At 61.0% G+C, this 26,031-nt stretch carries 20 protein-coding genes; 11 read left to right on the plus strand and 9 right to left on the minus strand.

What is annotated here, in order from left to right; genetic code table 11:
- Positions 1 to 87 precede the first annotated feature (87 nt).
- The 10 genes from ONB52_06545 to ONB52_06590 all read left to right on the plus strand — a co-directional run bounded on the left by ONB52_06545 (position 88) and on the right by ONB52_06590 (position 15,006).
- Positions 88 to 2,742 carry a DEAD/DEAH box helicase gene (locus ONB52_06545; protein MDZ7415806.1) on the plus strand — a complete coding sequence of 885 codons (2,655 nt, stop codon included), beginning with the start codon at positions 88 to 90 and terminating at the stop codon, positions 2,740 to 2,742.
- Between the two features lie 318 nt (positions 2,743 to 3,060).
- A complete protein-coding gene (locus ONB52_06550; GenBank protein MDZ7415807.1) occupies positions 3,061 to 3,231 on the plus strand; it encodes a hypothetical protein in 171 nt (56 codons plus the stop codon).
- A 172-nt stretch (positions 3,232 to 3,403) separates the two neighbouring features.
- Positions 3,404 to 5,062, plus strand: coding sequence for an amidase (locus ONB52_06555; protein ID MDZ7415808.1), 1,659 nt, complete (start codon positions 3,404 to 3,406; stop codon positions 5,060 to 5,062).
- Between the two features lie 435 nt (positions 5,063 to 5,497).
- A complete protein-coding gene (locus tag ONB52_06560) occupies positions 5,498 to 5,746 on the plus strand; it encodes a hypothetical protein (protein ID MDZ7415809.1) in 249 nt (82 codons plus the stop codon).
- Between the two features lie 33 nt (positions 5,747 to 5,779).
- Positions 5,780 to 8,446 carry an SUMF1/EgtB/PvdO family nonheme iron enzyme gene (locus ONB52_06565; GenBank protein MDZ7415810.1) on the plus strand — a complete coding sequence of 889 codons (2,667 nt, stop codon included), beginning with the start codon at positions 5,780 to 5,782 and terminating at the stop codon, positions 8,444 to 8,446.
- Positions 8,447 to 8,515: 69 nt separating this feature from the next.
- Positions 8,516 to 8,686 carry a hypothetical protein gene (locus tag ONB52_06570; protein ID MDZ7415811.1) on the plus strand — a complete coding sequence of 57 codons (171 nt, stop codon included), beginning with the start codon at positions 8,516 to 8,518 and terminating at the stop codon, positions 8,684 to 8,686.
- Between the two features lie 904 nt (positions 8,687 to 9,590).
- Positions 9,591 to 11,339: an ABC transporter ATP-binding protein gene (locus ONB52_06575; protein MDZ7415812.1), complete on the plus strand. Its 1,749-nt coding sequence runs from the start codon at positions 9,591 to 9,593 to the stop codon at positions 11,337 to 11,339.
- 220 nt (positions 11,340 to 11,559) lie between these two features.
- Entirely contained in the window at positions 11,560 to 12,609 is a 1,050-nt protein-coding gene (locus ONB52_06580) for an ABC transporter permease (GenBank protein ID MDZ7415813.1), read from the plus strand.
- Positions 12,610 to 12,772: 163 nt separating this feature from the next.
- The gene (locus ONB52_06585; protein MDZ7415814.1) at positions 12,773 to 13,696 is read left to right on the plus strand and encodes an ABC transporter permease; all 924 of its coding nucleotides are present in this window, start codon (positions 12,773 to 12,775) and stop codon (positions 13,694 to 13,696) included.
- A 131-nt stretch (positions 13,697 to 13,827) separates the two neighbouring features.
- Positions 13,828 to 15,006 carry a hypothetical protein gene (locus ONB52_06590; protein MDZ7415815.1) on the plus strand — a complete coding sequence of 393 codons (1,179 nt, stop codon included), beginning with the start codon at positions 13,828 to 13,830 and terminating at the stop codon, positions 15,004 to 15,006.
- Between the two features lie 163 nt (positions 15,007 to 15,169).
- On the opposite strand, the gene hisIE is transcribed toward ONB52_06590, so the two are convergent.
- From hisIE to hisZ, 8 genes are all read right to left on the minus strand, one after another.
- Positions 15,170 to 15,790 carry a bifunctional phosphoribosyl-AMP cyclohydrolase/phosphoribosyl-ATP diphosphatase HisIE gene (gene hisIE / locus ONB52_06595; GenBank protein MDZ7415816.1) on the minus strand — a complete coding sequence of 207 codons (621 nt, stop codon included), beginning with the start codon at positions 15,788 to 15,790 and terminating at the stop codon, positions 15,170 to 15,172.
- Between the two features lie 433 nt (positions 15,791 to 16,223).
- Complete coding sequence (gene hisF / locus ONB52_06600; GenBank protein ID MDZ7415817.1) at positions 16,224 to 16,997, minus strand: imidazole glycerol phosphate synthase subunit HisF; 774 nt, start codon at positions 16,995 to 16,997, stop codon at positions 16,224 to 16,226.
- 48 nt (positions 16,998 to 17,045) lie between these two features.
- Positions 17,046 to 17,777: a 1-(5-phosphoribosyl)-5-[(5-phosphoribosylamino)methylideneamino]imidazole-4-carboxamide isomerase gene (hisA, locus tag ONB52_06605; GenBank protein ID MDZ7415818.1), complete on the minus strand. Its 732-nt coding sequence runs from the start codon at positions 17,775 to 17,777 to the stop codon at positions 17,046 to 17,048.
- Positions 17,778 to 17,907: 130 nt separating this feature from the next.
- Positions 17,908 to 18,513, minus strand: coding sequence for an imidazole glycerol phosphate synthase subunit HisH (gene hisH, locus ONB52_06610; protein ID MDZ7415819.1), 606 nt, complete (start codon positions 18,511 to 18,513; stop codon positions 17,908 to 17,910).
- A 210-nt stretch (positions 18,514 to 18,723) separates the two neighbouring features.
- Positions 18,724 to 19,314 carry an imidazoleglycerol-phosphate dehydratase HisB gene (gene hisB / locus ONB52_06615; protein ID MDZ7415820.1) on the minus strand — a complete coding sequence of 197 codons (591 nt, stop codon included), beginning with the start codon at positions 19,312 to 19,314 and terminating at the stop codon, positions 18,724 to 18,726.
- 243 nt (positions 19,315 to 19,557) lie between these two features.
- Positions 19,558 to 20,841 carry a histidinol dehydrogenase gene (gene hisD, locus ONB52_06620; GenBank protein ID MDZ7415821.1) on the minus strand — a complete coding sequence of 428 codons (1,284 nt, stop codon included), beginning with the start codon at positions 20,839 to 20,841 and terminating at the stop codon, positions 19,558 to 19,560.
- Entirely contained in the window at positions 20,822 to 21,484 is a 663-nt protein-coding gene (gene hisG, locus ONB52_06625; GenBank protein ID MDZ7415822.1) for an ATP phosphoribosyltransferase, read from the minus strand. The genes hisD and hisG overlap by 20 nt, the downstream gene beginning before the upstream one ends.
- Before the next feature lie 124 nt (positions 21,485 to 21,608).
- On the minus strand, positions 21,609 to 22,592 hold the full coding sequence (gene hisZ, locus ONB52_06630; GenBank protein MDZ7415823.1) for an ATP phosphoribosyltransferase regulatory subunit: 984 nt from the start codon (positions 22,590 to 22,592) through the stop codon (positions 21,609 to 21,611).
- 413 nt (positions 22,593 to 23,005) lie between these two features.
- On the opposite strand from hisZ, the gene pabB reads away from it, so the two are divergent.
- On the plus strand, positions 23,006 to 24,907 hold the full coding sequence (pabB, locus tag ONB52_06635) for an aminodeoxychorismate synthase component I (protein ID MDZ7415824.1): 1,902 nt from the start codon (positions 23,006 to 23,008) through the stop codon (positions 24,905 to 24,907).
- A gap of 493 nt (positions 24,908 to 25,400) precedes the next feature.
- On the opposite strand, the gene ONB52_06640 is transcribed toward pabB, so the two are convergent.
- Entirely contained in the window at positions 25,401 to 25,979 is a 579-nt protein-coding gene (locus ONB52_06640; protein ID MDZ7415825.1) for a DJ-1/PfpI family protein, read from the minus strand.
- Positions 25,980 to 26,031 lie beyond the last annotated feature (52 nt).

Raw genomic sequence — 26,031 nt, forward strand, 5'->3', positions numbered from 1 at the left:
CGTCGCGTAACGAAAGGGCGAAGTCCGACCTGGGCAGCGGATTTGGCGAAATTCGAAAACTCGCCGCGCCCAAGTCGGACTGCACTCATGTTCATGTTTGTTTTTCTTTTTCAAACAAAATTGATTTATATTCTGCCTCGTTCCGAAGCCGCTTCGCACGGCACGCTGGCAGCCAACTTCAAACCGCAACCGATTGCCGCCATGTCCAAGTCCGTCATGAAACTGCAAGACTATCTCGCCGAGGAGGCCGTGTTTTACATGCGGCATCACATCCAGCAGGCCGGCGGCAATGAGGTCTTCTTTGTCGGCAAAGCCAACTCCAACGGCCTGGTGGAAAGCGTGCAGGTGGTGGCGCGCGGCAACCAAACAATGGTGCCGGCCATCGTTCACCTGGTGCATGCCGGCGACGTCGTCATTCACAATCACCCCTCCGGTGTGCTGCACCCCTCCCACCCGGATGCCAGCCTGGCCTCGGAACTGGGCAATGAGGCGGTGGGATTTTACATTGTCAACAACCAGGTCACCGAGATTTACGTTGTCGTTGAGCCGCAGAAGCAAAAGCAATTCGTGCGCCTGGAAGTGGCGCGCTTGCAGGCGTTCCTCGGCCCCGCCGGCCCGCTGGCACAGCGGCTGGACAATTTTGAATCCCGCCCGCCGCAGCAGCAAATGCTCGCACAGGTGGCGGAGGCTTTCAACGACAACAAGGTCGCGGTGATCGAAGCCGGAACCGGCATCGGCAAGAGCCTGGCTTACCTCGTGCCCGCCATCGCATGGAGTGTGCGCAATCGCGAGCGCACGGTGATCGCCACCGGTACCATCAATCTGCAGGAGCAGCTCGTCAACAAGGACATTCCGCTGTTGCAGGCGGTGATGCCGGTGAAATTTCGCGCCGAACTGGTGAAAGGCCGCACCAACTATGCCTGCCGGCGCAAGTTGCTGGAGGTGCAGTCCCAGCCCGATCTCTTCGCCGAGGCGAATCAAAAAGCGGAGCTGCAAAGCATCCTGGACTGGGCGCGCAAAACCGCGGACGGCAGCAAGTCTGACCTCGGCTTTCTGCCCGGCGAAGCGGTGTGGGAGAAGATCCAGTCGGAGAGCGACACCACGCTGCGCGCCAAATGTCCCTACTACAATGAATGCTTCTTCTACAATGCCCGCCGCCGCGCCGCCGCCGCCGATGTGCTGATCGCCAACCATCATTTGCTGTTCGCCGATCTCGCCGTGCGCGACGAGCATGGCGGTTCGGAAGTGGCGGTGCTGCCCAGGTATCAGCGGGTGATTCTCGATGAGGCGCATGATCTCGAAGAAGTGGCCTCCTCCTATTTCGGCGCCGCTGCCAGTTACCATGCCCTGTTGCGCACCATTCACAAACTCTACCGCAACAAGGACGGCAGACAGACCGGCGTTTTGCCCTTCACTCTTGCCAAGCTGCAAAAGCGCGCCGGTCTCGTGACACGCTCTTTGCTCGAGCGCTTTCGCGAGCAAATCGAGCAGGTGTGCGCGCCGGCGCTGGCAAATCTCGAGCACCAACTCGGCGCCTTGATGCAGCGTCTCTTTGCCTGGGGCGCCGGCCGCCGGCAAAACGAGTATGACGAAATCAAGATCCGCCTCACCCCGGCGGTGGCGCGCGACCGGGAGTTTCACGAAATCATTCACAGCCGGGCGCCGCTCTTCCTCAAGGAACTGCGCGACTGCGTCGAAGCCGTGCTCAAAGTCGTGAAGCTGTGCGATCTCGCGGAAAATTATCTCGGCAGCGAAGCCGCCTCGCTGGCGGTCGACATTCAGGCGCAGGCGCACAGGCTGAACGACATGGCTGGGCAGATTGAACAGGTGCTGCTGTCGCAGGACGAGGGCCTGATTCGCTGGCTGGAAATGAAAGCCTCGCGCCACGGCAATCTCGTCCGCCTGCGCAGCGCCCCGCTCGACATCGCGCCCATCCTGCACAAAGCCGTTTTCGAAAAATTTCCCACCGTGATTCTCACCTCTGCCACGCTGGCCGTCGGTGATTCCTTCCGCTTTTTGGAGCAACGCCTGGGGTTGAACCGCCTGAGGGATTCCCGGCGCAGCACTGTGCAGCTCAGCTCGCCGTTCGACTATGCCCGCCAGGTGCTGCTCGCCATTCCCACCGACATGCCCGAGCCGAATCAGACGGGTTACAGCCGCGCCCTGCAACAAGGCCTGGTCACCGTGCTGGAGATTTCCCGGGGCCGTGCCTTCATTCTCTTCACCTCATACGGGCTGCTCAATCAAATGTATGACGCGCTCGCCGGCGACCTGGCGGCCAGGGGCATGCTCGCGTTGAAACAGGGCACCGAAGGCCGCCACCAGTTGCTCGAGCGCTTCCGCAAACAAGTCGGCTCGGTGCTGTTCGCCACCGACAGCTTCTGGCAGGGCGTGGACGTGCACGGCGAGGCGCTGGAGTGTGTCATCATTCCGCGGCTGCCGTTCCGGGTTCCCACCGAGCCGATCATCGAGGCGCGCGTCGAAGCCATCGACAAGAGTGGCGGCAATTCCTTCATGGAATACTCCGTGCCGCAGGCGGTGATCAAACTCAAACAGGGCTTCGGCCGGTTGATCCGGCGCAAAACCGATTTCGGCGCCATTGTGATATTCGACAATCGCATCGTGACCAAGCGCTACGGCCGGGTGTTTCTGCAATCCCTGCCGGAATGCCGCACCGTGGCAGCGCCCGCAGCGCAGGTGTTCGAGGAGATGAGGAAGTTCTACCGCGCGCAAAGAGGGTGATACCAATCACTGTCCGGTTGGGCCGTGAGCCCAAAGCCTTTCCTGTCCCCCTGCCAGGGCTCTTCCCCAGCACGGGCACGGCAGCCAGGCGGCAGATCATTCCGGCGGCATGACCGCAAAGCAGTAAGTGCGATTGGGTTCACGATCCAAAACTCTGCTTGCGTCTCGCGGCTGGCTTTGACATATTAACACCCGCCGTGACCGGCATCAGCAGAATCTCAGGAATGACCCCGCCGGCCAGTCTGTCCGGTGAAGCATTTTCCAGGAGGAGCGTCAACTCACTCTCATCCTTCACTCCCTGAAACGGAGGCATGGAAAATGAAATTCAACGCCCCCACGCAAGTCGTCTGGCTGCTCGCTGTGATTCTCGGTGTGCTCGGCATCCTGGGAAATTTCACCACCATCGCATTCGTCACAAAGAATGCCTTCTGGCTGGTGACCGCTGGCTTTGCCCTGCTGGCGGTCGGCACGATGTACAAGCGGGTCTAGGTCGCTGGGGCTCGCTGCGGTTGAGGCTTGCGGGGAGCAATCCCTTCCCCGTAATCTCATGCGCCTTCGGATTTCCCTGCAGGCCTCATCCTGTCTCTGCGTTTCTCACCTGTTTCTTACCGCTGTGACGCTCATTTCTTCATACTCCCCTCGCCAGCATCAGGAGTTCAGCATGCGATTCAAGATGATTTTAGTCGCTGTTGGTGTTGGCGGTTTGGCGGCGTTGGGCGCGTTGCTGCCCTCCCCAAATGCCGAGCCGCTCACCCCGGCCCTCATCGCCGCCGCTGAAAAACTCTTCGGCCTGCAATTCAACGAAGCCAAGCGCGATTCCATGCGCGGCGATCTCGAGGAGCATCGCGCAAACTATGAAAAGATCCGGCGGGTACCGTTGCCCAACAGCGTGCCGCCGGCGCTCGCTTTCAATCCTGTGCCGGTGGGAATGACGTTCGAGACGCAACACCGGCCGCCGGTGTGGAGCGCGCCCGCCAAAATCGCCGTGCCTGTCAATCTCGAAGACCTGGCATATGCCCCGGTCGGTGAGCTGGCCGAACTGTTGCGCACGCGCAAAGTCACCTCGATGCAGCTTACGCAGATGTATCTCAGCCGTTTGAAAAAATACGGACCCAAACTCGAATGCATGATCACCCTCACCGAAGAGCTGGCGCTCGAGCAGGCGCAACGCGCGGATGCGGAAATCGCCGCGGGCAAATATCGCGGCCCGCTGCACGGCATTCCCTACGGCGTCAAGGATTTGCTCGCCACCAGGGGTTACAAAACCACCTGGGGTGCGGTACCCTTCAAAGACCAGGTGATCGACGAAGATGCGACCGTCATCAAAAAGCTCGAAGCAGCGGGTGCGGTGCTGGTGGCGAAGCTGACTCTCGGTGAGCTGGCTTGGGGCGACGTGTGGTTCGGCGGCAAAACACGCAATCCCTGGAATCTCGAGCAGGGCTCGAGCGGCTCTTCGGCCGGCTCGGCGGCCGCCACGGCCGCGGGACTGGTGGCCTTCGCCCTCGGTTCCGAAACCTGGGGCTCGATCGTTTCGCCCTCGACACGCTGCGGGGTGACGGGTTTGCGCCCGACTTATGGCCGCGTGAGTCGCGCCGGTGCCATGGCATTGAGCTGGTCGATGGACAAACTCGGGCCGATCTGCCGCACTGTGGAAGACTGCGCGCTGGTGTTCAATGCCATTTATGGCCCCGATGGCCGCGACGCCACCGTCGTTGATCTGCCGTTCAACTACAACCCCAAAATCGATTTGGGCAAACTGCGCATCGGCTATCTCAAAAGCGCCTTTGAGAAAGACTCGACCAATCGCGCCACCAACGAGGCCACGCTGGCGAAGCTGCGCGAACTGGGCGCGAAGCTGATTCCCCTGGAATTGCCGGATTTTCCCGTCGACGCGCTCACGATTATTTTGAGCGCGGAGGCCGCGGCGGCCTTTGACGAGTTGACGCGTTCGGGCAGGGATGATCTGCTGGTGCGCCAGATTCGCAACGCCTGGCCCAATGTCTTGCGCAGCGCGCGCTTCATTCCCGCGGTGGAATACATTCAGGCGAACCGCGTGCGCCATCTCGTCATTCAAGCCATGGCGGAGATGATGAAGAGTATCGATGTTTACGTCGCGCCCTCGTTCGACGGGAATCTTTTGCTCACCAATCTCACCGGCCATCCCAGCGTGACGTTGCCCAACGGTTTCAACGACAAAGGCAGTCCCACCAGCATCACGTTCATGGGCAATTTGTACGGCGAAGCGCTCACGTTGGCTGTTGCCAAGGCTTATCAAGACGCAACGGATTTTCATAAGAAGCATCCGCCGCTGTTTCCGTAACGCAGACAACTTGTCTGCAAACCAATGCAGGCAGGATGCCTGCACTATACAATGCGGCAGCAAGAAGTTTTTCTGCCACGAAAATGCAATCCCGCGAAAAATTTTTTCGATTTTGCCTCACGGCCACCGCCTGGTGCACGGTTACGTTAATTTTTGCAGCCCCGATCGCTTGTGCGTCGCTGCTGAAGTAGCAAAATTCATTTTTGAACAGCCGCCCACGAGGAACGGGGACAACAGATGCAAGGCCAGAGTCTCGGCAAAGAATAACCGTTCCGGCAGGGTTTGACCGTGGCGTTATCCCGCGATCCTGCAGAATGACCCTCCCCTGAAAGAGTGGGGATCGTTGCTGCGTGAATGGCTTTGCCTTCCCGCGCGGGATGAGCTATATTCGCACAAAACACCAGGAAACAGTCCGGCAAACTTCCGGTGCTCGCAATGAAACCCTTTGCGTTGTCGCTAATCTTGCCCGGTTTTGTTGCAACGACGCTCTTCGGCGAGTCATCACAGAGTCGGGATTCCTTCATATTGCCTGCCGGTGTTGCGCGAGACGCCACTCAACAGCCTGCCGCTGCAAAAGCAGCGGCACCGGATACCGTTTCCACTTCGAACGGCCTGCTCGATTGGATCGAAAAACACCCGGTACTGGTCACCTTCATCCTGCTGCCGATTCTTGCGCTCATGTAGCGGCTGCTCAGCGGGCAAGGCCAAATTCCCCGCGTGAAACAATGGCTGGCGCGGCGCCTGGCACGCCGCCGCCACTTGCACCGCCTGCGCGAAGAGCATGAGCGCATCAATCTGCTGGGTTTTCAGGCCAACGCCAATATCCCGGTGCGCACGCTCGATGTCTTCGTCGCACTGCAGCTTGCGGAATATCATCACCGGCTTGGGGAAGAGTGGCAGGCCCCAATGGGGGCACACACGCAGACCGGCGCCAACAAACAAAAGCGCCGTTCCCACAGGACGCCTCAGCCACCCGAAGCTGCTGCGCAAAGCAAGCGGTTTTCCCCCGGTGAATTGTTGCAATACGCTTTTTTCAGCGAAAACCCCGGGCGTCTGCTGCTGATTCTCGGCGACCCCGGCTCCGGCAAGACCACGCTGATGAAGTATTACGCCATGTCCTGCCTCGACCGTGCCGGCCGGCGGACGCTGGGCCTGCCCCGGCGCCTCCTGCCGGTCTTTGTGCCCCTGCGCCTGCTCAAGGACATCGACGAGAAGCAGCCCTTCTGCAGCGTTTTGAGCGAGAAGGTCTGCAGCCCGAACAAGCCCGTTCCGCCGGAATCCTTCGAGCGCTGGCTCGACCGGCCAGGCTGTCTGGTATTGCTCGACGGCCTGGACGAGATCAGCGAAGTCAAGCAGCGTATCCGCGTCTGCCGTTGGATTGAGCAGGCCTGCACTGATTATCGCGCCTCCTTTTTCATCATCACCTCGCGTTACACCGGCTATCGCGTCAGTGATGGGGTGGAGTTGCGCCGCGATCACGTGCGCGCCGATGTGCTCGCGCTCAATGGCGAACAGCAGCAGGTGTTTTTGCAAAAGTGGTTTCGAGCCGTTTACAGCAGCGCCGCAGGCAATGGCGCCGACAGGGCCGGGCAGGCGCAGAAAGTGGCGGCGGCAGTGCGCGACTATCTCGGCCGCAAAGAAAACGCAAGCTTGCGCCAGCTCGCCGGCACGCCGGTGCTCCTGCAAATCATGGCGGTCTTGTGGCAGGAATATGGTTCGCTCGAAGAGGGCCGCGCCAATCTCTATGAAAAATGCACCGACTATCTGCTCGACCGGCGCGACCGCCTACGCGATTTGCCGCCGCCCCTGCCCGCCGATCGGGCCAAGATCGTGCTGCGCCCGCTCGCGTTGTTCATGCAGGAAATGTTGCGCAGCCCGGCAATCCCGGCGGCCGAGATGGCGGAACGCATGACACGACCGCTGCAAGAGGTGAAGCCCGGCTTGACGCCGGAGGACTTCGTCACACATCTGTGCGATCGCGCCGGCTTGCTCAAGGCTTATGGTGACGGGCCATATGTCTTCAGCCATGGTTCCTTTCGGGAATTTCTCGCCGCGACGGAGCTGGCCGAGCAGATCACCCGCAACCCCGGCCGCTGCCGGGTGCTGGTGGATAACTTCAACGCCCCGGACGGCTGGTGGCGTGAAACCATTCTGTTCAGCCTGAGCCTGTCCAAGCCCGTCATCTTCAATGATTTTTTTCAGCTCTTTCTGCCCCATCCCAAAAATGGCGAGGGCTTCCCCGAGCTGCTCGAGTTGATCATCAAAGAGGCGCGGCAAAAATCCGTTGATCCCTTTGAACGCTTCCTGTGCGATCCCCGGCAGGATTGGCAAAAACGCTACAATGCCCTGATGTGCCTGCGGCTGATCGCCTCGGACCCGGCCAGGAAACTGGTCAAGCAAGTTTGGAAACAACTGCAGACCCAGGCCGTGCCGGCACAGCCAAAGCAAGCCGAGGGCTTGTTGCGGCTGCGGCAGAAAGCCGAAGAGATTCTCATTGAATGGAAGCTGGTTCGCCCGGCGGCGCTTGCTGCCAGGGACGCGCCGGTTGCCGTGGGAGCCAAGAGCTTCCGCAATCCCTTCGAGTTGCAGGCGGAATACATTCTCATTCCCGGCGGCAAATACAAATATTTTGTGACCAAAAAAGAAGTTGAAGTGCCGCCGCTCTACTTCGCCAAATATCCCGTGACCAACAGGCTCTATCGCCGCTTTATCGCCTATCTTGATGATGAGAAAAGCATGGCGGAAGTTCTCGCCGTTTTGCCGCTCAAGCAGTTTGGCAATCGCCTGTGGGCGCAAGCCGCAGAAATCAAAGGTCTCCGGGAATATCTTGGCAGTGATGCCTCGCGATGGGCAGCCAACTTGCAATCCAGCCTCGATGATGACAAGCGTTTTAATGGGGATGATCAACCGGTGGTGGGCGTCACGTGGTTTGCCGCCTGGGCTTACTGTTATTGGTTGAGCGAGTTGCAGGGGGCAGGGAGCAAGGGGCAAGATGAAAAAATGATCTATCGTTTGCCCACTGAGCAAGAATGGGAGTGGCCCGCGGGCGGCGGCAAAAGAGAGTATCCCTGGGGCAATGAAGAGCCGAATGACACCCGCGCAAATTATGACGAAAAAGTTGGCAAAACCACGCCGGTGGGATCCTACCCGGCCGGAGCAACGCCAGAGGGATTGATGGATATGGCCGGCAATGTTTGGGAATGGATGGAGAATTGGTATGACAAAGATGAAGATTGGCGGGCGCTTCGTGGCGGCTCGTGGCGCGATTCCACAGTGAATCTGCGTTGCGCGGCTCGCAACGGCGTCAATCCCGACGGCAATTGGGACAGCGTCGGGTTCCGCGTTGTCGCCGTCCAGTCTTCTTTTGATACTCTGAAACTCTGACCATCTGTTACTCTGAAAGGTTGGTATCGCCTAACCTCGAAAATTTTTTTGGAAATTACAGGAGGTCTCGTGCCCACCAAAACACAAGAGTTTTTAACCATTAAGCGCGGCTATGATTTTTCGAAGTGGCTGCTGCAGCACACCGGCAAATTTCCCAAAAGTTACCGCTTCAGCGTGGCGGCAAAACTGGAGAATGCCAGCGTTGCGTTCGTAGTAGCGCCTGCAGGCGTCAAATCGTAGCCAAACTAGTACTGCAACGTTAAGTTCTAAAATCCGATCCGCAATCCAGAACTGTCATTCCGGAGGAATTTGCCATGCCCGTCTGGACACCCATCGGAATGAAAATGGGATCATCCGAATTGTGCGTACATTTTGCGACAACAAGATGAAAAGAATCGCAAAATCAGTTCCGTGCCTTCTCTGCTGAGAGCCACATGCCCCAACTTGATAGCGAACGGCCCAACCCCGCCCGGGGTGAAATGTTTAGAGTAATTGCCAACACCTCCAACTTCAAACTCCTTTAGGAGTGACATGTAACGGCGTTTGCCTTCAATTCAAGATGAGATCAATGAGGAGGCACGATACACATGTCACCCCGCCGGGGTTTCATTTCGGCGAACGGCACCTGGCTATATACCTCTCACGCCTGGCGGAGTTCATCAGATGCAAAGAACAGTCATGTGGCCAGGTACGCTTGAGTCGGATGATCTTGAAAATGCAGCGCAGAAATCTTGTCTGCAGCAGGCTGGAAGCCTGCGCTACGGCATTTTCGTGGTAATCTTCCCGAGTACCGGGAGTGATGCTTATTCTGACATTATCCCAAGCACTCAAGAAGATTTTTACAGAATGACAGTGGGGGGTGGAGGTGCCAACTTAACGTTGTACTACTAGATAATATGTCAAGTTGAATCCTACGGCACAGACAAATTGGCCCAACGGGCAAAATGCAAAAGCGAAAGACAAGGTGCTGGAAAATCAGTAACCGCGGTTTGCTCTGCCACGCCTTGGCCGTGGCATCTGCTGTATCAAAGTCCCGGCCAAGCCGTGACTGAACATTCCCGTGCTTGCATGTCGAAACTTATTAGGTTGAACACCTGAAGGCGTCACGACAAACCTCTGCAAACCTCGCTAAACATTGCGCAAAATGCCCCCTCTCCTCGAAATCCACCACCTGAAAAAACGTTTCGGTGACACCCTCGCGCTCGCGGACGTGAGTCTCACCGTCAACGCCGGTGAGATTCACGCGGTGCTCGGTGAAAACGGCGCAGGCAAGACCACGCTGATGAACATTCTCTACGGCCTGGTGCGGGCGGACAGCGGCGAAATCAAGCTCGCGGGCAAACCCTTCCGGCCGGCGGGTCCGGCTGCGGCAATCCGTGCCGGCATCGGCATGATTCACCAGCACTTCATGCTGGTGCCCACCTTCACGGTGATGGAAAACTTCCTGCTCGGCAACTCCCGCTTCGGCATGCGTGGCAAACGCCGGCAGCGGGCGCAAGCCGAGGTCCTGGCGCTGTGCCGGCGCCTGGGCATCGAAGTGCAGGCCGCCCGCCGCCGGTCGTTCTGGAAGGATTGTCGTGAACGTTTGCACATCCACCACGATGAAAATGTCGCGCAGACCTCTTGTCTGCAGGCAGGCTGGAAGCTTGCGTTACGACTTTTTCAGCATAACCGATTTATCCAGCACGTGGCAAGATTCCTGCGGAAGGGCCGTTATGAAAGTGAGAGAGATGGGGAAGTAGACAACCAGAGCCGCCCACCATCGGCGGGATTCAGCCTGGACAGCAAAATCGCGGAGCTCTCCGTGGGCCAGCGCCAGCGCGTGGAGATCATCAAGATTCTGCTGCGGCACTGCCGGCTGCTCATTCTCGACGAGCCGACTGCGGTGCTGGCGCCCCAGGAGGTCGAGGAGCTGTTTGCCTTGTTGCGCCGGCTGCGCAGTGAAGGCTACGCGATGATTTTCATTTCGCACAAGATTCACGAAGTGCTGGCGGTGAGCGACCGTCTCACCGTGTTGCGCAGCGGCCGCGTCACCGGACGGTTCAACACCGCTGAAGCGAGTCTCGCAATCGTTGCCGCAGCGATCACCCCGCAAGATTTTGCGCCTGCCGCCGCGCCTGCCGCCCGCGCGCCGGGCCGCGTGGTGCTGCGGGCGCAAGCGTTGCGCGCGCACGGCACTGCCGGCCAGCTTGCGCTCGCTGATCTCTCCTTCGAATTGCATGCCGGTGAAATTCTCGGGGTTGCCGGCGTCGATGGCAACGGCCAGGCGGAGCTGGCGGAGGTGCTGCTGGGTTTGCGACCGCTGACCGACGGCCGCCTGGAGTTGGAGGGCGAAGCTCTGGCAGGCAAAAGCACCCGTGCCCGTTTGGCCGCGGGTTTGGCGCACATTCCCGCCGACCGTCACGAGATGGGACTGTTTCCCACGCTGTCGGTGGTGCAAAACGCCACCGCCCTGGTTTACCGCGAGCGCCCGTTTCACAAAGGGGGCTGGTTGCGGCCGGCCAGACTGCGGGAGTACTGCGAGCGCCTGGTGCGTGACTTCGAGGTGCGCGTGACGGATCCCAACCTGCCGGTGAGCACCCTCTCCGGTGGCAATCAGCAGAAACTCGTGGTCGGCCGCGAGCTGGCGCGCCGGCCGAAGGTGCTGGTCGCGGTCAATCCCACCCGCGGCGTGGATTTGAGCGCCACCGCGAAGATTCATCAGGAGATACTCACTGCGAAAGCGCAGGGCGCGGCGATTCTGCTGATTTCAACCGAGCTGGGCGAAGTCTATGCGCTGGCGGATCGCATTGGGGTGTTGTACCGCGGCCGGTTTGCCGGCATCTTTCCGCCGGACCTCTCACCGGAGGAAATCGGCGCGCTCATGCTGGGCAAGACAGGCAACCGGGACTGAGAAAACCGCCGCCGCGCGACAGCCCCTCGCAGAAGGCGCGGCACAAACGCCGGAACGCGAACCGGACCCTTGACATTATCGGGCAAAGCTGCTATCGTTGCGCCGTCATTACAACGGGCAGCACAGGGGGAACAGCACGACCCGCAGCACATGCCGGGCATTTTTGTTTGTGATTTTTCCCAAATACTCGAACCGCCATCCTGCCGATTCAAACTCCCGCATGCGAGCCTTTCTGCGCGTCTGGATCATCAAACTGGCACCCGCCGTCATCGCGTTTGCCGTTGCCACGCTGCTGGCAGCGCTGCTCTTGTTGGTGAGCGGCTATCAGATCAGTCTCGCGTTTCGCGCCCTGCTCGAAGGCGCGTTCGGCTCCGCTTATGCGCTTTCCGAAACGTTGGTCAAATCCATCCCACTGTTGTTGACCGGCGCCGCCGTGGCGCTGGCGTTTCGTGCCGGCGTGTGGAACATTGGCGCGGAAGGCCAGCTCCTGGCCGGCGCCCTGGCCGCGAGTGCGCTGGCAGCGACATTCTCTGCTTTCGGTGGGATGACCGGCGTCTTGGGAATTGCGCTGCTGTTGCTCGCGGGTGGCGTGGCCGGCGGCCTGTGGGCCGGCCTGGCGGGGGTGATGAAGACTCGCCGTAGCGTGCCGGAAGTCGTCTCCACCATTCTGCTCAACTTCATCGCCATCGAGTTGGTGCGCTATGCCGTGCACGGCCCGCTCATGGAAACCGCGGGACAGTTTCCGCAATCGGATGCCCTCGATGCTTCGCTGCGACTGACGCGCCTGTTTCCCCCCACGCGTTTGCATGCCGGCCTCTGGCTGGCGCTGGTCATCGCGGTGTTGTGTTATCTTCTCATTCAGCGCACCGTCTTCGGTTTCGAGATGCAGGCAACGGCGGCCAATCCCCGCGCCGCACGCTTTGCTGCGATCGACACGGCGCGCGTGCAGCTTTTCAGTTTGATAATTTCCGGTGCAGTGGCGGGACTGGCTGGCGTGATCGAACTGGCGGGCGTGACGTATCGCGTGTATGACAATTTCTCGCCCGGTTACGGTTACACCGCCATTGCCGTGGCACTGATGGCGCGCCTCAATCCGCTGGCGGTGATTTTCTCGGCGCTGCTGTTCGGTGCGCTGGAGAACGGCGCCGCGGCCATGCAGCGCCAGGCCAATGTTTCGGCGGTGATCAGTTATGTGATTCAGGGATTGGTGGTGCTCACCATGGCGGTGGCTGGCGGCGTGACTCTCAAAAGTAATGCAGCAAGGACGTGAACAAAGCGGTTCGCGCAGCGCTACCGGAGCCGTTGCCGTTCCGGCCCCCGGAGGCCGCTGCCAATGCCGGCTTGAGAAGGCGCCGGTGATTCGCAACAACAAATCCCGTGCTTCCGGCCAATCCTGTCAAGCCGGAGAATCTCATCAGTCGTGACGTGACGGCATGATCCTCAATTTCATCGAAAATCTGCTGGCCTCGGGCGTGAAGCTGGCGGCGCCGCTCTGGCTGACGGCCACCGGCGAAACATATGCCGAGCGCGCGGGTGTGATCAACATCGGCCTGGAAGGCATGATGCTGGCCGGTGCGTTTGCCGGCATGGTGGTGAGCTACTTCAGCGCCAGCCCGTGGCCCGGTCTGCTCGCCGGCATGTTGGCGGCGATGTTGCTTGCCGCGGTGTTTGCCGTGTTGACTGTTCATTTTCAGGCCGATCAAATCATCACCGGTGCGGCGCTCAACCTCGTGGCGCTCGGACTTAGCGGCTTTTTGTTTCGCCACATCTTCGGCGTGACCGGTGCCGCGCTCACGGCCACCTCGTTTCCCACACTCGAGCTTCCCGGTTTCGCCGGCATTCCGATTCTGCGCGGTCTGCTCTCGCGCCAGCCGGTGTTGTTGTACGCCGCCCTCGGCCTCGTGCCGCTGGCGGCTTTTGTGCTCAACCACACGCATTTGGGGCTGGCGATACGCGCCTGCGGCGAACAGCCGGCGGCGGCGGATACCGCCGGCAGGAATGTGTTTCGCCTGCGTTTCGGCTGCGTGCTGTTCAGCGGCCTGCTCGCGGGCGCCGCCGGCGCCTATCTCACGCTGGCGCATGCCAACACCTTCGTGGAAGGCATCACCGCCGGCCGCGGCTTCATCGCGCTCGCCCTGGTGATTTTCGGGCGCTGGCAACCGCTGGGCGTGTTTTTCGCTTCATTGTTTTTTGGCTGTGCCAATGCCCTGCAGTTTCAGTTTCAAGCGCGCGGCTATGACCTGCCCTATCAGTTCTTCCTCATGCTGCCCTACCTGCTCACCCTGCTGGTGCTGGTGTTTTCGACGCGCGGCCGCCAGGCGCCCGCGGCATTGGGCAAAGCTTATCGCCGCAGTTGAGCACGACGGCGCAGGCAGGCGGCCGGTGTTGCGCGCCACAGCGTCTTCCCCGTGCTTGACTTTCGAGGCGGATTTGGCTAAGTTGCGGCGTCATTCAAACCGAATTTTCCTGCCACGGGCGAACGATGCGCATGCACAACTCCGCAAAGATTCTGCTCATGTTGTGGCTTTGGCTGTTGCCGGCAGCGACAGCATTCGCGCAAGGTGGGCGCCCCGCCTGGCTGGTGGGGGAATGGAAAAACACCGGCCTCAATGAGAGTCAAACGTTCGTTTTCGAAAGTGACGGCACGTTCAAATCCCGACATGTCATCAGCGGCTTCGCGATGTCGGATTCCGGGCAGTGGCGTTACCGCGACAATCGCCTGCATCTTGTGCTGGCAGATGATTCGCTGGCCTATCAACTCGTGCTCGCCGCCGATTCTCTGCGTTTCACGCTCTCGGCCGGCGATCTGGAAAAGCCGAAACGATTCCGCAAGCAAACCGCGCCGGCCGCGCTCAGTACGACCCAGATCGCAAAAAACAGCTTGTTTGGCCGTTGGATTCACGAAGCGGCATTCCTGCGCGCGATTTTGACTTTCTATCCCGACAGCAACTACGTCTTCGAGGTGAAAGCCGGCCGCACCACCACGCGCAAACAGGGCGAGTATGCCGTGACCGGCTCCCAACTCACCCTGCGCGTGCGCAATCAAAAGCCGCTGGTCTACACCATCGTCATGACCGGCAACCGGCTGCTGCTCAGCGGTGGCGAATTCGAAGCCGCCACCACCTTCCTCCGCCAGCCCGGCTCGGAGCAGCGGGTCGCGGCCGAGCGGCGCCGTGAGCTGGCGCTCAAAGCGCAGGAGGATGAACGCTGGCGCAAACGTTTCCCGGTTTCGACGCTGGTGAAACCCCTGCCCGCCATCTCCTCCAGCGACACGCTGAAGGACCCCATGCCCGCCAACATTTTCATCACGCCGGTCGTCTTTCTCGACACGCAGATCTATCTCTGGACTTCGACGTATCACTACCGGCCGCGCAATCGCTTCGGTGGCGCCGAATTGCGCGACCGCATGCGCTGGATTTTTTTCGCCAACGGCCGCGTTTATCTCGACTCCCATACTTATGACCGCAACACCGTGGCGGTGAAAGTGCGCCGCGCCTGGGGCCGCTATCATCTCGAAGCCGAAGACAAGCTGTGGTTCGAAAGTGATGACGGCGAACGCTATCAACTCCGGCTGGCGGACGGCCGCCGCACGCTGGTCTTCAACGAGCGTTATCATGACAACGTGGAATGGCTCGAGGCGAAGCAGGCCAGTGGCCGGGAGAATTGAGGCAGGGTGGGTGTTGCCCGCGGCATGGCGCAGTCCGTCGGGTTGATCCCCTCAAAAGAAATCGCCGGCAGCCGGAGCCGGTGCCTCCCACCGAAGCTGGAACAGACAATGCGCCCGGGCCCGCCAGCGTGCTTTGCCCGCCGCGCAGCCCTGCGCATCCGGCTCAGCCGCGCCGCTCCGCCAGCTTTTGAATGATCTGCTGCAGGGGAATCTCACGCGCAGCCAGCAGCACCAGCAGGTGATAAAGCAGATCCGCCACTTCTGCCGCCACGCTGTCATCGGATTCATGCACACCCGCAATCGCGACTTCCACCGCTTCCTCCCCCACTTTTTGCGCGATCTTCTTGACGCCTTTGCGAAACAGCGCAGCGGTGTAGGAACCTTCCGGCAGCGCGCGCCGGCGTTGTTGAATCACCTCCTGCAATTCCGCGAGAATTTGCGGCAAGGGCGGTGCAGTGTTTTTTTCTTCATCCAGCAAACGATGAAAGCAGGTGCGCTCGCCGGTGTGGCAGGCGGGTCCGGCGGGCAGCACTTGCACCAGCAGCGCGTCAGCGTCGCAGTCGAATCTCATGGATACGATGCGTTGCACATTGCCCGAGGTGGCACCCTTGTGCCACAATTGCTGCCGGCTGCGGCTGTAGAACCAGGTTTCGCCGGTCTCCCGGCATTTTTGCAGGCTGTCGCGATTCATATAGGCGAGCATCAACACTTCGCCGGTTGCGGCGTGTTGCACGATGGCGGGAAGGAGGCCGTGCTGATCGAATTGCAGGAGGTCGAGATTCATTGCGTGCTGGCACCAAAATAATCGTCAAACAATCCCGGTTGACAAATGTGTGAAACCATCGCGCGGCGGCGGCAGCCACCCTGCGCCACCCGGGCCGCTGAAGCTTCTGACCCTGAAGGGTCTACTACAAAAGTTATTTTCGAGGGAATTTGCCATGTGCATTTGCACACCCATTACGATGAAAATGTCTGCAGGCAGGCTGGAAGCCTGCGCTACGGCATTTTCGTGGGAATCTTCTTCAGTACCGGGATCGCAGCCTGTTCCAACATTATCCCGGGCACTCAAAAAGATTCTTACAGAGTGACATCCGGGGGTGGAAGTGCCAACTTGAGATTGTACTATCATCCGGGAAGGATCGTGTGAAGATTCCGCAGGAGGTCGGGGAATTCACAAGATTCTGCGCCATATTGGAAACAGCCTGCGGGTGCACGGCTCAATGGTTTCCGGGAACGGCGGTACGGATGCAGATGCCCTGCTGCTGCAAATATGCCTTCGCCTCCCGCAGACTCAACTCGCGGTAGTGAAACAGGGAGGCCGCGAGCACGGCATCCGCGCCGCCGATCGTGAAGGCCTCGCAGAAATGCTGCCGGTTGCCGGCGCCGCCCGAGGCGATCACCGGAATCTTCACGCAGTCCGCCACGGCACGCAACAGCTCGAGATCATAGCCCTGGCGCGTGCCGTCACGATCCATGCTGGTCAGCAAAATCTCGCCGGCGCCGAGCGCCTCGCCCTGTTTCGCCCAGGCCGGCGCATCGAGGCCGGTGGCAATGCGGCCGCCGTTGATATAGACTTCCCAACCGCGATCTTTGCGCTTCGCATCGATGGCCAGCACGATGCACTGGCTGCCGAATACCGCGGCGCCGGCGCGAATCAAATCCGGATTCCTCACCGCGGCGCTGTTGACCGCGACTTTGTCCGCGCCGGCACGCAAAATGTCGCGCACATCCTCCGCGGTGCGAAGGCCGCCGCCCACGGTGAAAGGAATGAACACCCGGCCGGCAACCGCGCGCACCATATCGAGCACGATTTGACGCTTGTCATGCGAGGCCGTGATGTCGAGAAACACCAATTCGTCCGCACCCTCGGCATCATAGAACTGCGCCTGTTCCACCGGATCGCCGGCATCCTGGAGGTTGACAAAATTGACGCCCTTGACCACGCGGCCATCTTTCACATCCAGGCAGGGAATAAGGCGTTTGGCGAGCATGAGTCTCTCTTGTGAGTTTAACCGCCCCGGCTCTTTCACAAAAACCGTTCACGGGGCGGCCATTGTTTGCAACGCCTCCGCGAGTGTGAATTTGCCTTCATACAACGCCTTGCCCACAATCACCCCGGCGACACCGTCCTTCTCCAGGTGGCGCAGCGCCACCAGGTCCTCCAGCCGCGCCACGCCTCCGGCGGCAATCACCTGCAACCCGCTTTGGCGGGCCAGGGCCGCGGTGGCGGCGAGGTTCGGGCCCTGTAAGGTGCCGTCGCGCGCAATATCGGTGTAAACTGTCCAGCGTACACCCAGGCGGTGCATCTGCTGCGCGAAGGCGACCGCCTCGATTTCCGAGGTATCGGTCCAGCCGCTGGTGGCCACGCGGCCGTCGCGGGCATCGATGCCGACGGCAATCGCCTCTGCGCCGAATTGCGTGAGCGCTTCTTCGACCAATTCCGGCTGGCTCACCGCCGCCGTGCCGATCACCACCCGGCGTGCGCCGGCGTCGAGCATGGCGGCGATGTGGTGCAGGCTGCGCATGCCACCGCCGGTTTGCACCGGAATCTCCACCGCTGCGATGATCCGGCGAATCATCGTGCGATTGCCGGTGCTGCCGGAGAAAGCGGCATCGAGATCGACCAGATGCAGCCAGGCCGCACCCGCTGCGGCGAACGAGCGCGCGATGGCCACGGGATCATCGCCGTAAATTTTTGCGGAGGCCGCTTCACCGCGCAACAAACGCACGCACCGGCCGCCCTTCAAATCAATGGCGGGAAAAAGCAGCATCGTCTTGCAGAAGATTGTGGTTTTGGGCAAAAACGTCACCGTCCGGCACTGTCCTCCGCCGGCGCTGAAATACTCACCCGGGCGGCGGCAGGCCGGCACAGACACAGGCCGGGCCGCAACCCGACCGGCCTCAAAGTGACACGAAATTTTTCAACATTTGCAAACCCACGTGCTGGCTCTTCTCGGGGTGAAATTGCACGCCGTAAACGTTGTTGTGCCAAATGACGGAGGCGAAGGTGGTTTCATACTCGGTTTCGCCGGCGATCACCGCAGGTTGCGCGGGGTGAACGGCATAGGAGTTCGCGAAATAGACGAACGCGCCGTCGGCGACATTTTCGAACAGCGGGCACGCCATGCGTTGCTTGATCTGATTCCAGCCCATGTGCGGCACTTTGGCGGTGACGCGCAGCCGCCGGACCACGCCCGGCAGCACGTTCAGCCCGGCGTGCTGCCCCATCTCCTCGCTCTCGGAAAAGAGGAGTTGCATGCCCAGGCAAATGCCGAGCAGCGGTGTGCCGGCCGCCAGCACGGCATGGATGCCGGGGAGCAGGCCGCGTGCCGTGAGATTGTTCATGGCATCGCCGAACGCACCCACGCCCGGCAGGATCAGCTTGCGGAATTCTGTCAGGCGGCCGGCGCCGGTGACCAGTTCCGCCTGTGCGCCCACCGCCTGCAGCGCCTTCTGCACGCTGTGCAAATTGCCCATGCCGTAGTCGATGATGCCGATGTCCGCCATCTGTGTTTCCCGGGCAAAACCCGCCCGCTTTCAAATTCGTCTGCAGTGATCCGGCAGCAAAAAAATCGTTGCCCGCCTTGCCCGCGTTCGCTTCCCGGGGCGATCAAAGGGAGGCAACCCGGGCTGCGCCACCGGCACTCCCACGCCGCACGCCTGCGCCGGTGCGTTTCACCGGGGTGCCGGCGGGAGATGCATTGGCCGTACCGCCTCTTACACCAACACCCCTTTGCTCGAGGGAATGCCGGGCTGGCGCGGATCGATGGCCACGGCCTGGCGCAACGCCCGGCCGAGTGATTTGAAGATCACCTCGATTTGGTGATGCGTGTTGCGGCCGGCGAGCAGTGTGACGTGCAGCGTGATTTTCGCGTGGCTCGCCAAGGCACGCAGGAAATCCTCCACCAGCTCGCTGGGAAAGTCACCAACCTGACTGCTGCTGAAGCGCGCCTCGAAGGCAAGATAGCCGCGGCCGCTGACATCCACCACCGTGCGCGCCAGCGCTTCATCCAGCGGCACGTGGCTGGTTGCGATGCGGTGAAGACCCTGGCGGTCGCCGAGTGCTTCGCTGAAGGCGGCTCCCAGTGCGATGCCGCTGTCCTCCACGGTGTGATGGGCATCCACCTGCAGATCACCGCGCGCCTTCAGGGTGAGATCAAACAAACCGTGCACGGCCAGCAGGATGAGCATGTGATCGAAGAAACCGATGCCGGTGCTGATGTCGTGCCGGCCGCTGCCCTCGAGCTGCAGCGCCACCGCGATATCGGTTTCGGCAGTGGTGCGGGTGAGTGAAGCGTGTCGGGTCATTTGCGGTTGCCGTTGGCTGAAGTTGTGAGTGTGCGTGCGCAATTGCTGACTTTGACGGGCACGTTCTCACGGCGGCCGTGTGGTGGCAGCGCTAGCCGTTGAGTTCCCGTGGCGCATGCTGTCCCGGCAGCCCCGGGCCCGGCTGCAACGTTTGCGCACGGAGACTGGCCGGCAGACCGTTGCCTGCCGGCTGCGTTCCGCAGCAGGCGGGATTCTCCCGCAGATTCCGACATCATCGGGCCCTCAAGTTTTTCTCACGGTCACGGCTTCGGCATGGTTCGGCAGGCCCTCGATCATGGCCAGCGTTGCCACGGCGCCGCGCTCGCGGTCAAAAGCCGCGGCACTGTATTCGATCATGCTGAGGTGTTTGCAAAAGTCCGCGACGCGCAGGGGTGAGCCGAAGCGCGCCGAACGGCCCGTCGGCAGCGTGTGATTGGGGCCGGCAGCATAATCGCCCATGGGCACGGGAGAATGTGAGCCCAGAAAAATGGCGCCGGCGTTGGTGATCGCTGCCGCCACTGCCCGCGGTGCACGCGTCATGATTTCCAAATGCTCGGGCGCAATCGCATTGATCGCTGCAATTCCCTCTGCCAGCGAACGCACCACGAATGCCACGCCAAAACGCTGCGCCGCTTCTGCGACGATCGGCGCACGCGCCACGCGTCCGGCAAGTTCTGCAACGCGCGTGCTCACCCGTTCCGCCAATGCCGTCGCGTCGGTGACCAGCACCGCTTTGGCCTCGACATCGTGTTCGAGTTGGGAAATCAAGTCGCGCGCCAGCCATTCGGGATCGGCACTGTCGTCCGCGAGAATCGCAATCTCGCTGGGTCCGGCGAGGCTGTCGATGCCGACCTGCCCGAAGACCTGGCGTTTCGCCGCCGTCACAAAGCGGTTGCCCGGCCCCACGATTTTGTCCACCGCGGCAATGGTGGGTGTGCCGAAGGCCAGCGCGGCAATGGCCTGCGCCCCGCCGACTTGATAGATTTCGTGGACCCCGGCCAGTTCCGCAGCCGCCAGCAGATGCGGATCGAGACCGCCGGCACGCGGTGGCGTCACCATCACCACGCGCCGCACGCCCGCCAGCCGCGCAGGAATCGCCAGCATCAATACGCTCGAAGGATAAAGCGCACGGCCGCCTGGCACGTAAAGTCCAACGGCTGCCAGCGGCACCACCCGCTCTCCCAGTCGTACACCCTCGCGCTCGAACTCCCAATCGGTTTCGCGTTGATGCTGATGAAACGCCGTGATGTTCTGTGCTGCGGTCTGCAACGCCGCCAGTGCTGCCGCGCTGATCTGCTGCTGTGCCGCCAGCCAGGTGTGTTGCGGCACCGCCAGCTCCTGCGGCGTCAGAGCGAGGCCGTCGAAGCGCCGGGTGTATTCGCACACGGCCTCATCGCCGCGCTGCCGCACCGCCGTGATGATTTCGCGGACCGCGGCCTCCACGCGATTCTCAGCGGCATAATCGACCGTGAAGAGCCCGCACAATTCCTGCCAGTCCTGTGGCGTCTCAGCGTGAAGAATTCTCATGCACCGCCTTTCGCAAACGATTGATGAGATCGGTGATCGCTGCCAGTTTGAGCTTGTGGCTCGCCTTGTTGACGATCAGACGTGCCGTGCTTTCACCGATGACCTCGTGGATCAGCAGGTCGTTCTGCCGGAGCGTCTCCCCGGTTTCAACGAGATCGACGATGCGATCCGCGAGCCCCACCAGCACCGCCAGTTCCACCGAGCCATCGAGTTTGATGATTTCGACCTGTGCCCCACGGCCGGCAAAATATTCGCGCGTCAGGCGCGGATATTTCGTCGCCACGCGCAATTGCGATTGCAGAATGTAGCCCCGGCCCGCGTCTTCCGGCCGGCCCGCCACCGCAATCCGGCAGCGCCCGATCTGAAGATTCAGCGGCGCATCCACCTCCGCCCCGCTTTCCAGCAGCACGTCCAGGCCGGCAATCCCGGCGTCGGCAATGCCATATTCCACGTAAGTCGGCACATCGCTGTTCTTCACCAGCAGAAAGTGAAACGCCGGATGGGTGTCGGAAGCAAAGCGCAGCCGCCGTGAGCGGAACAGCTCGGCGTCGGCGATCAGACCGGCACGCTGCAGCAAGGCCACCGCCGGCGCGAACAATTTGCCCTTGGAAAGAGCAAGGGTTATGTGCACGGCCTCAGACATTTTTGATGGTCATCTTTCTTATACTCTTACTCTTACTCTTACTCCTACTCTTATCGCCTCGAATGGAAATGTGAGTAAGAGTAGGAGTAGGAGTAGGAGTAAGAGCTAGAGTTGGACGAGAATCCTACCCCGCGATCGCTTCCACCAGCCGATCGACGTCGAATGAGAAACCAACCGCCGGGCAATCATGGCCGAATTGTGACAGGAGCTGATCATAGCGGCCGCCGGAGCCGACCTCATAGCCGAGTCCGGGCACATAGGCTTTGATCATGATGCCGCTGTAGTAGTGCATACCCTGCACCTCACTGAGGTCGATTACCACATGTTGCGACCAGTTCATGGCCTCCAAGTGATTATAAACCCGGCGCAGGTGATCCAGGGCGGCCGCGGTCTCGGCGTTGGGCGCGGCTGTGCCTGCCTGCTCCAGGATCTCACGGCCGCCGTGCCATTGCATTAAGCCGGTGAGTGCCTCCTGCACGGCCGGCGGCGGTGCCACCTGCTGCAGGAACCCGGCCAGCGTGTCCGCATCTTTGTGGCTGAGCAGGCGTTTGATTTCCCCGAGCTGCGCCGGGGTGAGCCGCGCTTCCCGCACCACGCCGTTGAAGTAGCCGATGGTTCCCAGGTTGATCTGAAACGCGCCGAGTTGCAGCGCGCGCAGGGCCTGCGCCACCAGCGCCACGGCTTCGACATCGCCCGGCAAACCAGTGTCGCCCAGCAACTCGAATCCCACCTGCCAGCACTCGCGGCTGCGGCCGGCATGCAACTCCTCAAAACGAAACACTTTTCCGGAGTAAAACAAACGCAACGGGAAGGAGAGTGCCGCGTGTTTCTGTGCCACCAGGCGCGCCACTTGCGCGGTGAAATCCGAACGCAGCGCCACGAGATTGCCTTCGCGGTCAAGGAAGCGGTAGATCTTCTCCTGCCAGCCGTTCCTGCCTGCAGTCGCAAAGACTTCCCAATGCTCGAAGGTCGGCGTGATGATCTCGCGATAACCGTGCTGCCGCAGGGCGGCTGTGATCTCGTGTTCCACGCTGCGCCGGCGCTGTGCCTCTTCGAAGAGATAATCTTTGAGACCGGCGGGCAGTTGGCGGAGGTGATAAGGCATCATGCAGTTTGCTGAGACGGATGAGGCTGCGGCGACCGGGCCGCGGCCGGGACATTGCAATTCCTGCAGGAAAATAGGACGGCGGCAGCGAAATATCAAGCAAAACTCCCGTTGCAACTTTGCCCGGGATGTGATATAAAAGTACCGCGCCGCAACCCGCACGGCTGCGAGGAGCTGTTGCCGCGCGGGCCTTCCGTCGGCATCGGCCAGGCTGGCGGGAGGCGTGCCTGCGGCATGGCTTGCGAAAAACGACCCTCACCGCGGGAATTTTCAGAACGCGGGTTTTCGCAGGGAACCCCGGATTGCAAAGAAAAAAATCGACACCGCGCCGCGTTCCCCGTGTCCAAAAATTTCGCTTGCGGCTTGCAAGCCGAATTATCATGCCACGCCCACAATGCGACCAGCAGAAAGCCGCGATGACTGCACTTTCACGTGTCGTGACGCCATATGGTGTGTTTCAGCCGGCCTTCGTGCACTGGCTTGCCGGCCGGCCTGACACCGTGTTCCTCGAAAGCGCCCGCCGCGATCCCGACAATCAGCACAGCTATCTTTTCACCGCGCCGCTCGCCATCATCTCCTGCCACGAGCCCGGGCAGGTGGAAGCCAGGCTCGCGGAGGTCGGGCACGCACTCGGCCAGGGCCATTACGCCGCCGGCTTTCTGACCTATGAAGCGGGCTATGCCTTCGAAGAAAGATTGCCGCGCGCGGTGGGCGCCTCCCTGCCGCTGCTGTGGTTCGGCATCTATGAACAGCCTCTTGTCTATGACCATGCCGCGGAAGAATTCACCGCGGGCAGGCAGTGGCTGCCGCAGATTCTCGAACGATTACCGGCGCCGGCGAGCGAGGCGGCCTCATTGCAGGCCGCCGGCCTTCACCCCAATCTCGCCGAACCGGATTATGAACGTGCGCTCGCACAGATCAAAGCGCACATCGCGGCCGGTGACACCTACCAGGTTAATTTCACTTTCAAACTCCGGTTCACCTGGCCGCAGCCGCCGGCCGCGCTCTATTGCCGCCTGCGTCAGAATCAACGGGTGAGTTATGCCGCGCTGCTCACTTTGCCGGGCCATGCCATCCTCTCCTTTTCGCCGGAACTGTTCTTTCGTTTGGAAGAAGATCGCCTCACCCTCAAGCCGATGAAGGGCACGGCGCGGCGCGGCCGCACGCTCGCCGAGGATGAAGAGCAGCGCCAGTGGTTGCGGCATTCCGAAAAGAACCGTGCCGAGAATTTGATGATCGTGGACCTGCTCCGGCATGACGCCGGCCGGCTGGCTGTCACCGGCAGCGTGGCGGTGCCGCACTTTTTCGAAATCGAACGCTATGAAACCGTGCAGCAGGCCACTTCCACCATCACCGCCAGGCTGCGGCCGGAGGTCACCGTGCCGGAGCTGCTGCGCTGCCTGTTTCCCAGCGGCTCGATCACCGGTGCGCCGAAGTTGCGCACCATGCAAATCATTCACGCCCTGGAGCGCGAGCCGCGCGGCATTTACACCGGCAGCATCGGATTCTTCGCGCCCTCACGGCGTGCCGTTTTCAACGTCGCCATTCGCACGATCACGCTCGACACGCGAAGCGGTGCCGGTGAAATGGGCATCGGCAGCGGCATCGTGTGGGACTCCGACAGCCGGGCGGAGTATCACGAATGCCTGCTGAAGGCGCGCTTCCTCGGCGAGCCGGCCGGTGAATTTCAACTGCTCGAAACCCTGCGCTGGGATCCCGCGCAGGGCTGGTTGCTGCTCGCAGCACATTTGCAGCGGCTGCAGGATTCGGCGGCGTATTTCGATTTCAGATGCGACTCCGCAGAAATCATGCGCCGCCTGGAAGCCCGGCTTGCGATTTGCCGGCGGGAGGGCGTGCCCTGTCGCGTCCGCCTGACGCTCACGCGCGAGGGTGAGCTTGCCCTCAGCCACACTCCGCTCTCCCCGCTGGTTGTTCCGGTTGCCGTGCGCCTTGCCGCCACCCGCACGAATTCGCAGGATCGCTTTCTGTTCCACAAGACAACACGACGCGGCCTTTACGATCGTGAATTGGCGCAGGCGGCCGCCGCGGGATTTTTCGATGTGATCTTTCAAAATGAGAAGGGCGAGGTGACCGAAGGCGCGCGCACCAATGTCATCATCAGGAAGGGCGGGCGCTACTTCACGCCGCCACTGGCGTGCGGCGTTCTGCCCGGCATCTACCGCGCGCATCTGCTCGCAACACAAACCCTGCCGGTGAGCGAGAAGGTTTTGCGGCTTGAAGAACTCCTGGCGGCGGATGAGATCCTGCTGTGCAACTCGGTGCGCGGCGTGCTGCCCGCGAAGCTGGGCGGTGAGTGAGAGGTTGCCATCTTTCAGGCTGCAAACGAGGACAAGCCGGCAACTTGCGCCACAACCTCTTCGCGGTCGTGATAGTTTTTCCAGGGTAGTACTAGCGAAATGCACCGAAGTCACCGGGCATCGTCGCAAAAACTTCGGCAGGATGATTTGTCGGCAGAATTGTTTTGAATCCTTCCGCCGACAAACTATTCTGCCACAGGCTTTCAGAATTCCATTCTGACTTCGAGCGCCTTACGGCCTCAGCCACGGATGAACCCGGATAAGGATCCGGTGATGATTCACAGCGGGCGCCCAGTGCGTCGTAGCGTTCTTTCTGACGGAATGAACCCGGCCTCCCTCGCATGAATCAAGATCACATAGCACGGGATGATTGCCAGTTCCGCAACTCACGTGCTGCCGTTCCCGCAGGCGAGATGACAGAAAAGGGCACATGGCTGCCGGCCCTGTGCCCTTTTGTGCTCACACGTTATTGCCCGGTGCCGTGCGCCGCGATTCATGCTGTGATGCGCGTGCCCAGCACCTCGAGGAATTTCGCCAGCCAGGCGGGATGCGCCGGCCAGGCGGGCGCGGTTACCAGGTTGCCGTCTTTCACCGCATCATCAATGCGAATGTTGGCATATTCGGCGCCGGCGATTTTGACTTCCGGACCTACCGCGGGATAGGCCGAAACCGTCCGGCCCTTCACCACTCCTGCTGCGGTGAGCACCTGCGCGCCATGGCAGATGGCAGCCACCGGTTTGTTCTTCTCGAAAAAGTGGCGCACGATCTCCAGCACGCGGGCGTTGAGGCGAATGTATTCCGGCGCGCGGCCGCCGGAAATCACCAGCGCATCGTACTCCTCCGGCTTGATCTCGGCGAAGGTGGCGTTGAGCGCGAAGTTGTGTCCGGGTTTCTCACTGTAGGTTTGATCGCCCTCGAAATCATGAATGGCGGTGCGAATCTTTTCGCCCGCCTTTTTGTCGGGGCAGACCGCATGCACGGTGTGCCCGACCATTTGCAGCGCCTGAAATGGCACCATGACTTCGTAGTCCTCCGCGAAGTCACCGACGAGTTGCAGGATTTTCTTTGCCATGGCATGCACTCCTTTCTTGGAAAAATGACCCACAAATTACGATGATCGCAGC

Source organism: candidate division KSB1 bacterium (genome assembly GCA_034506255.1).
Classification (GTDB): domain Bacteria; phylum Zhuqueibacterota; class Zhuqueibacteria; order Zhuqueibacterales; family Zhuqueibacteraceae; genus Coneutiohabitans; species Coneutiohabitans thermophilus.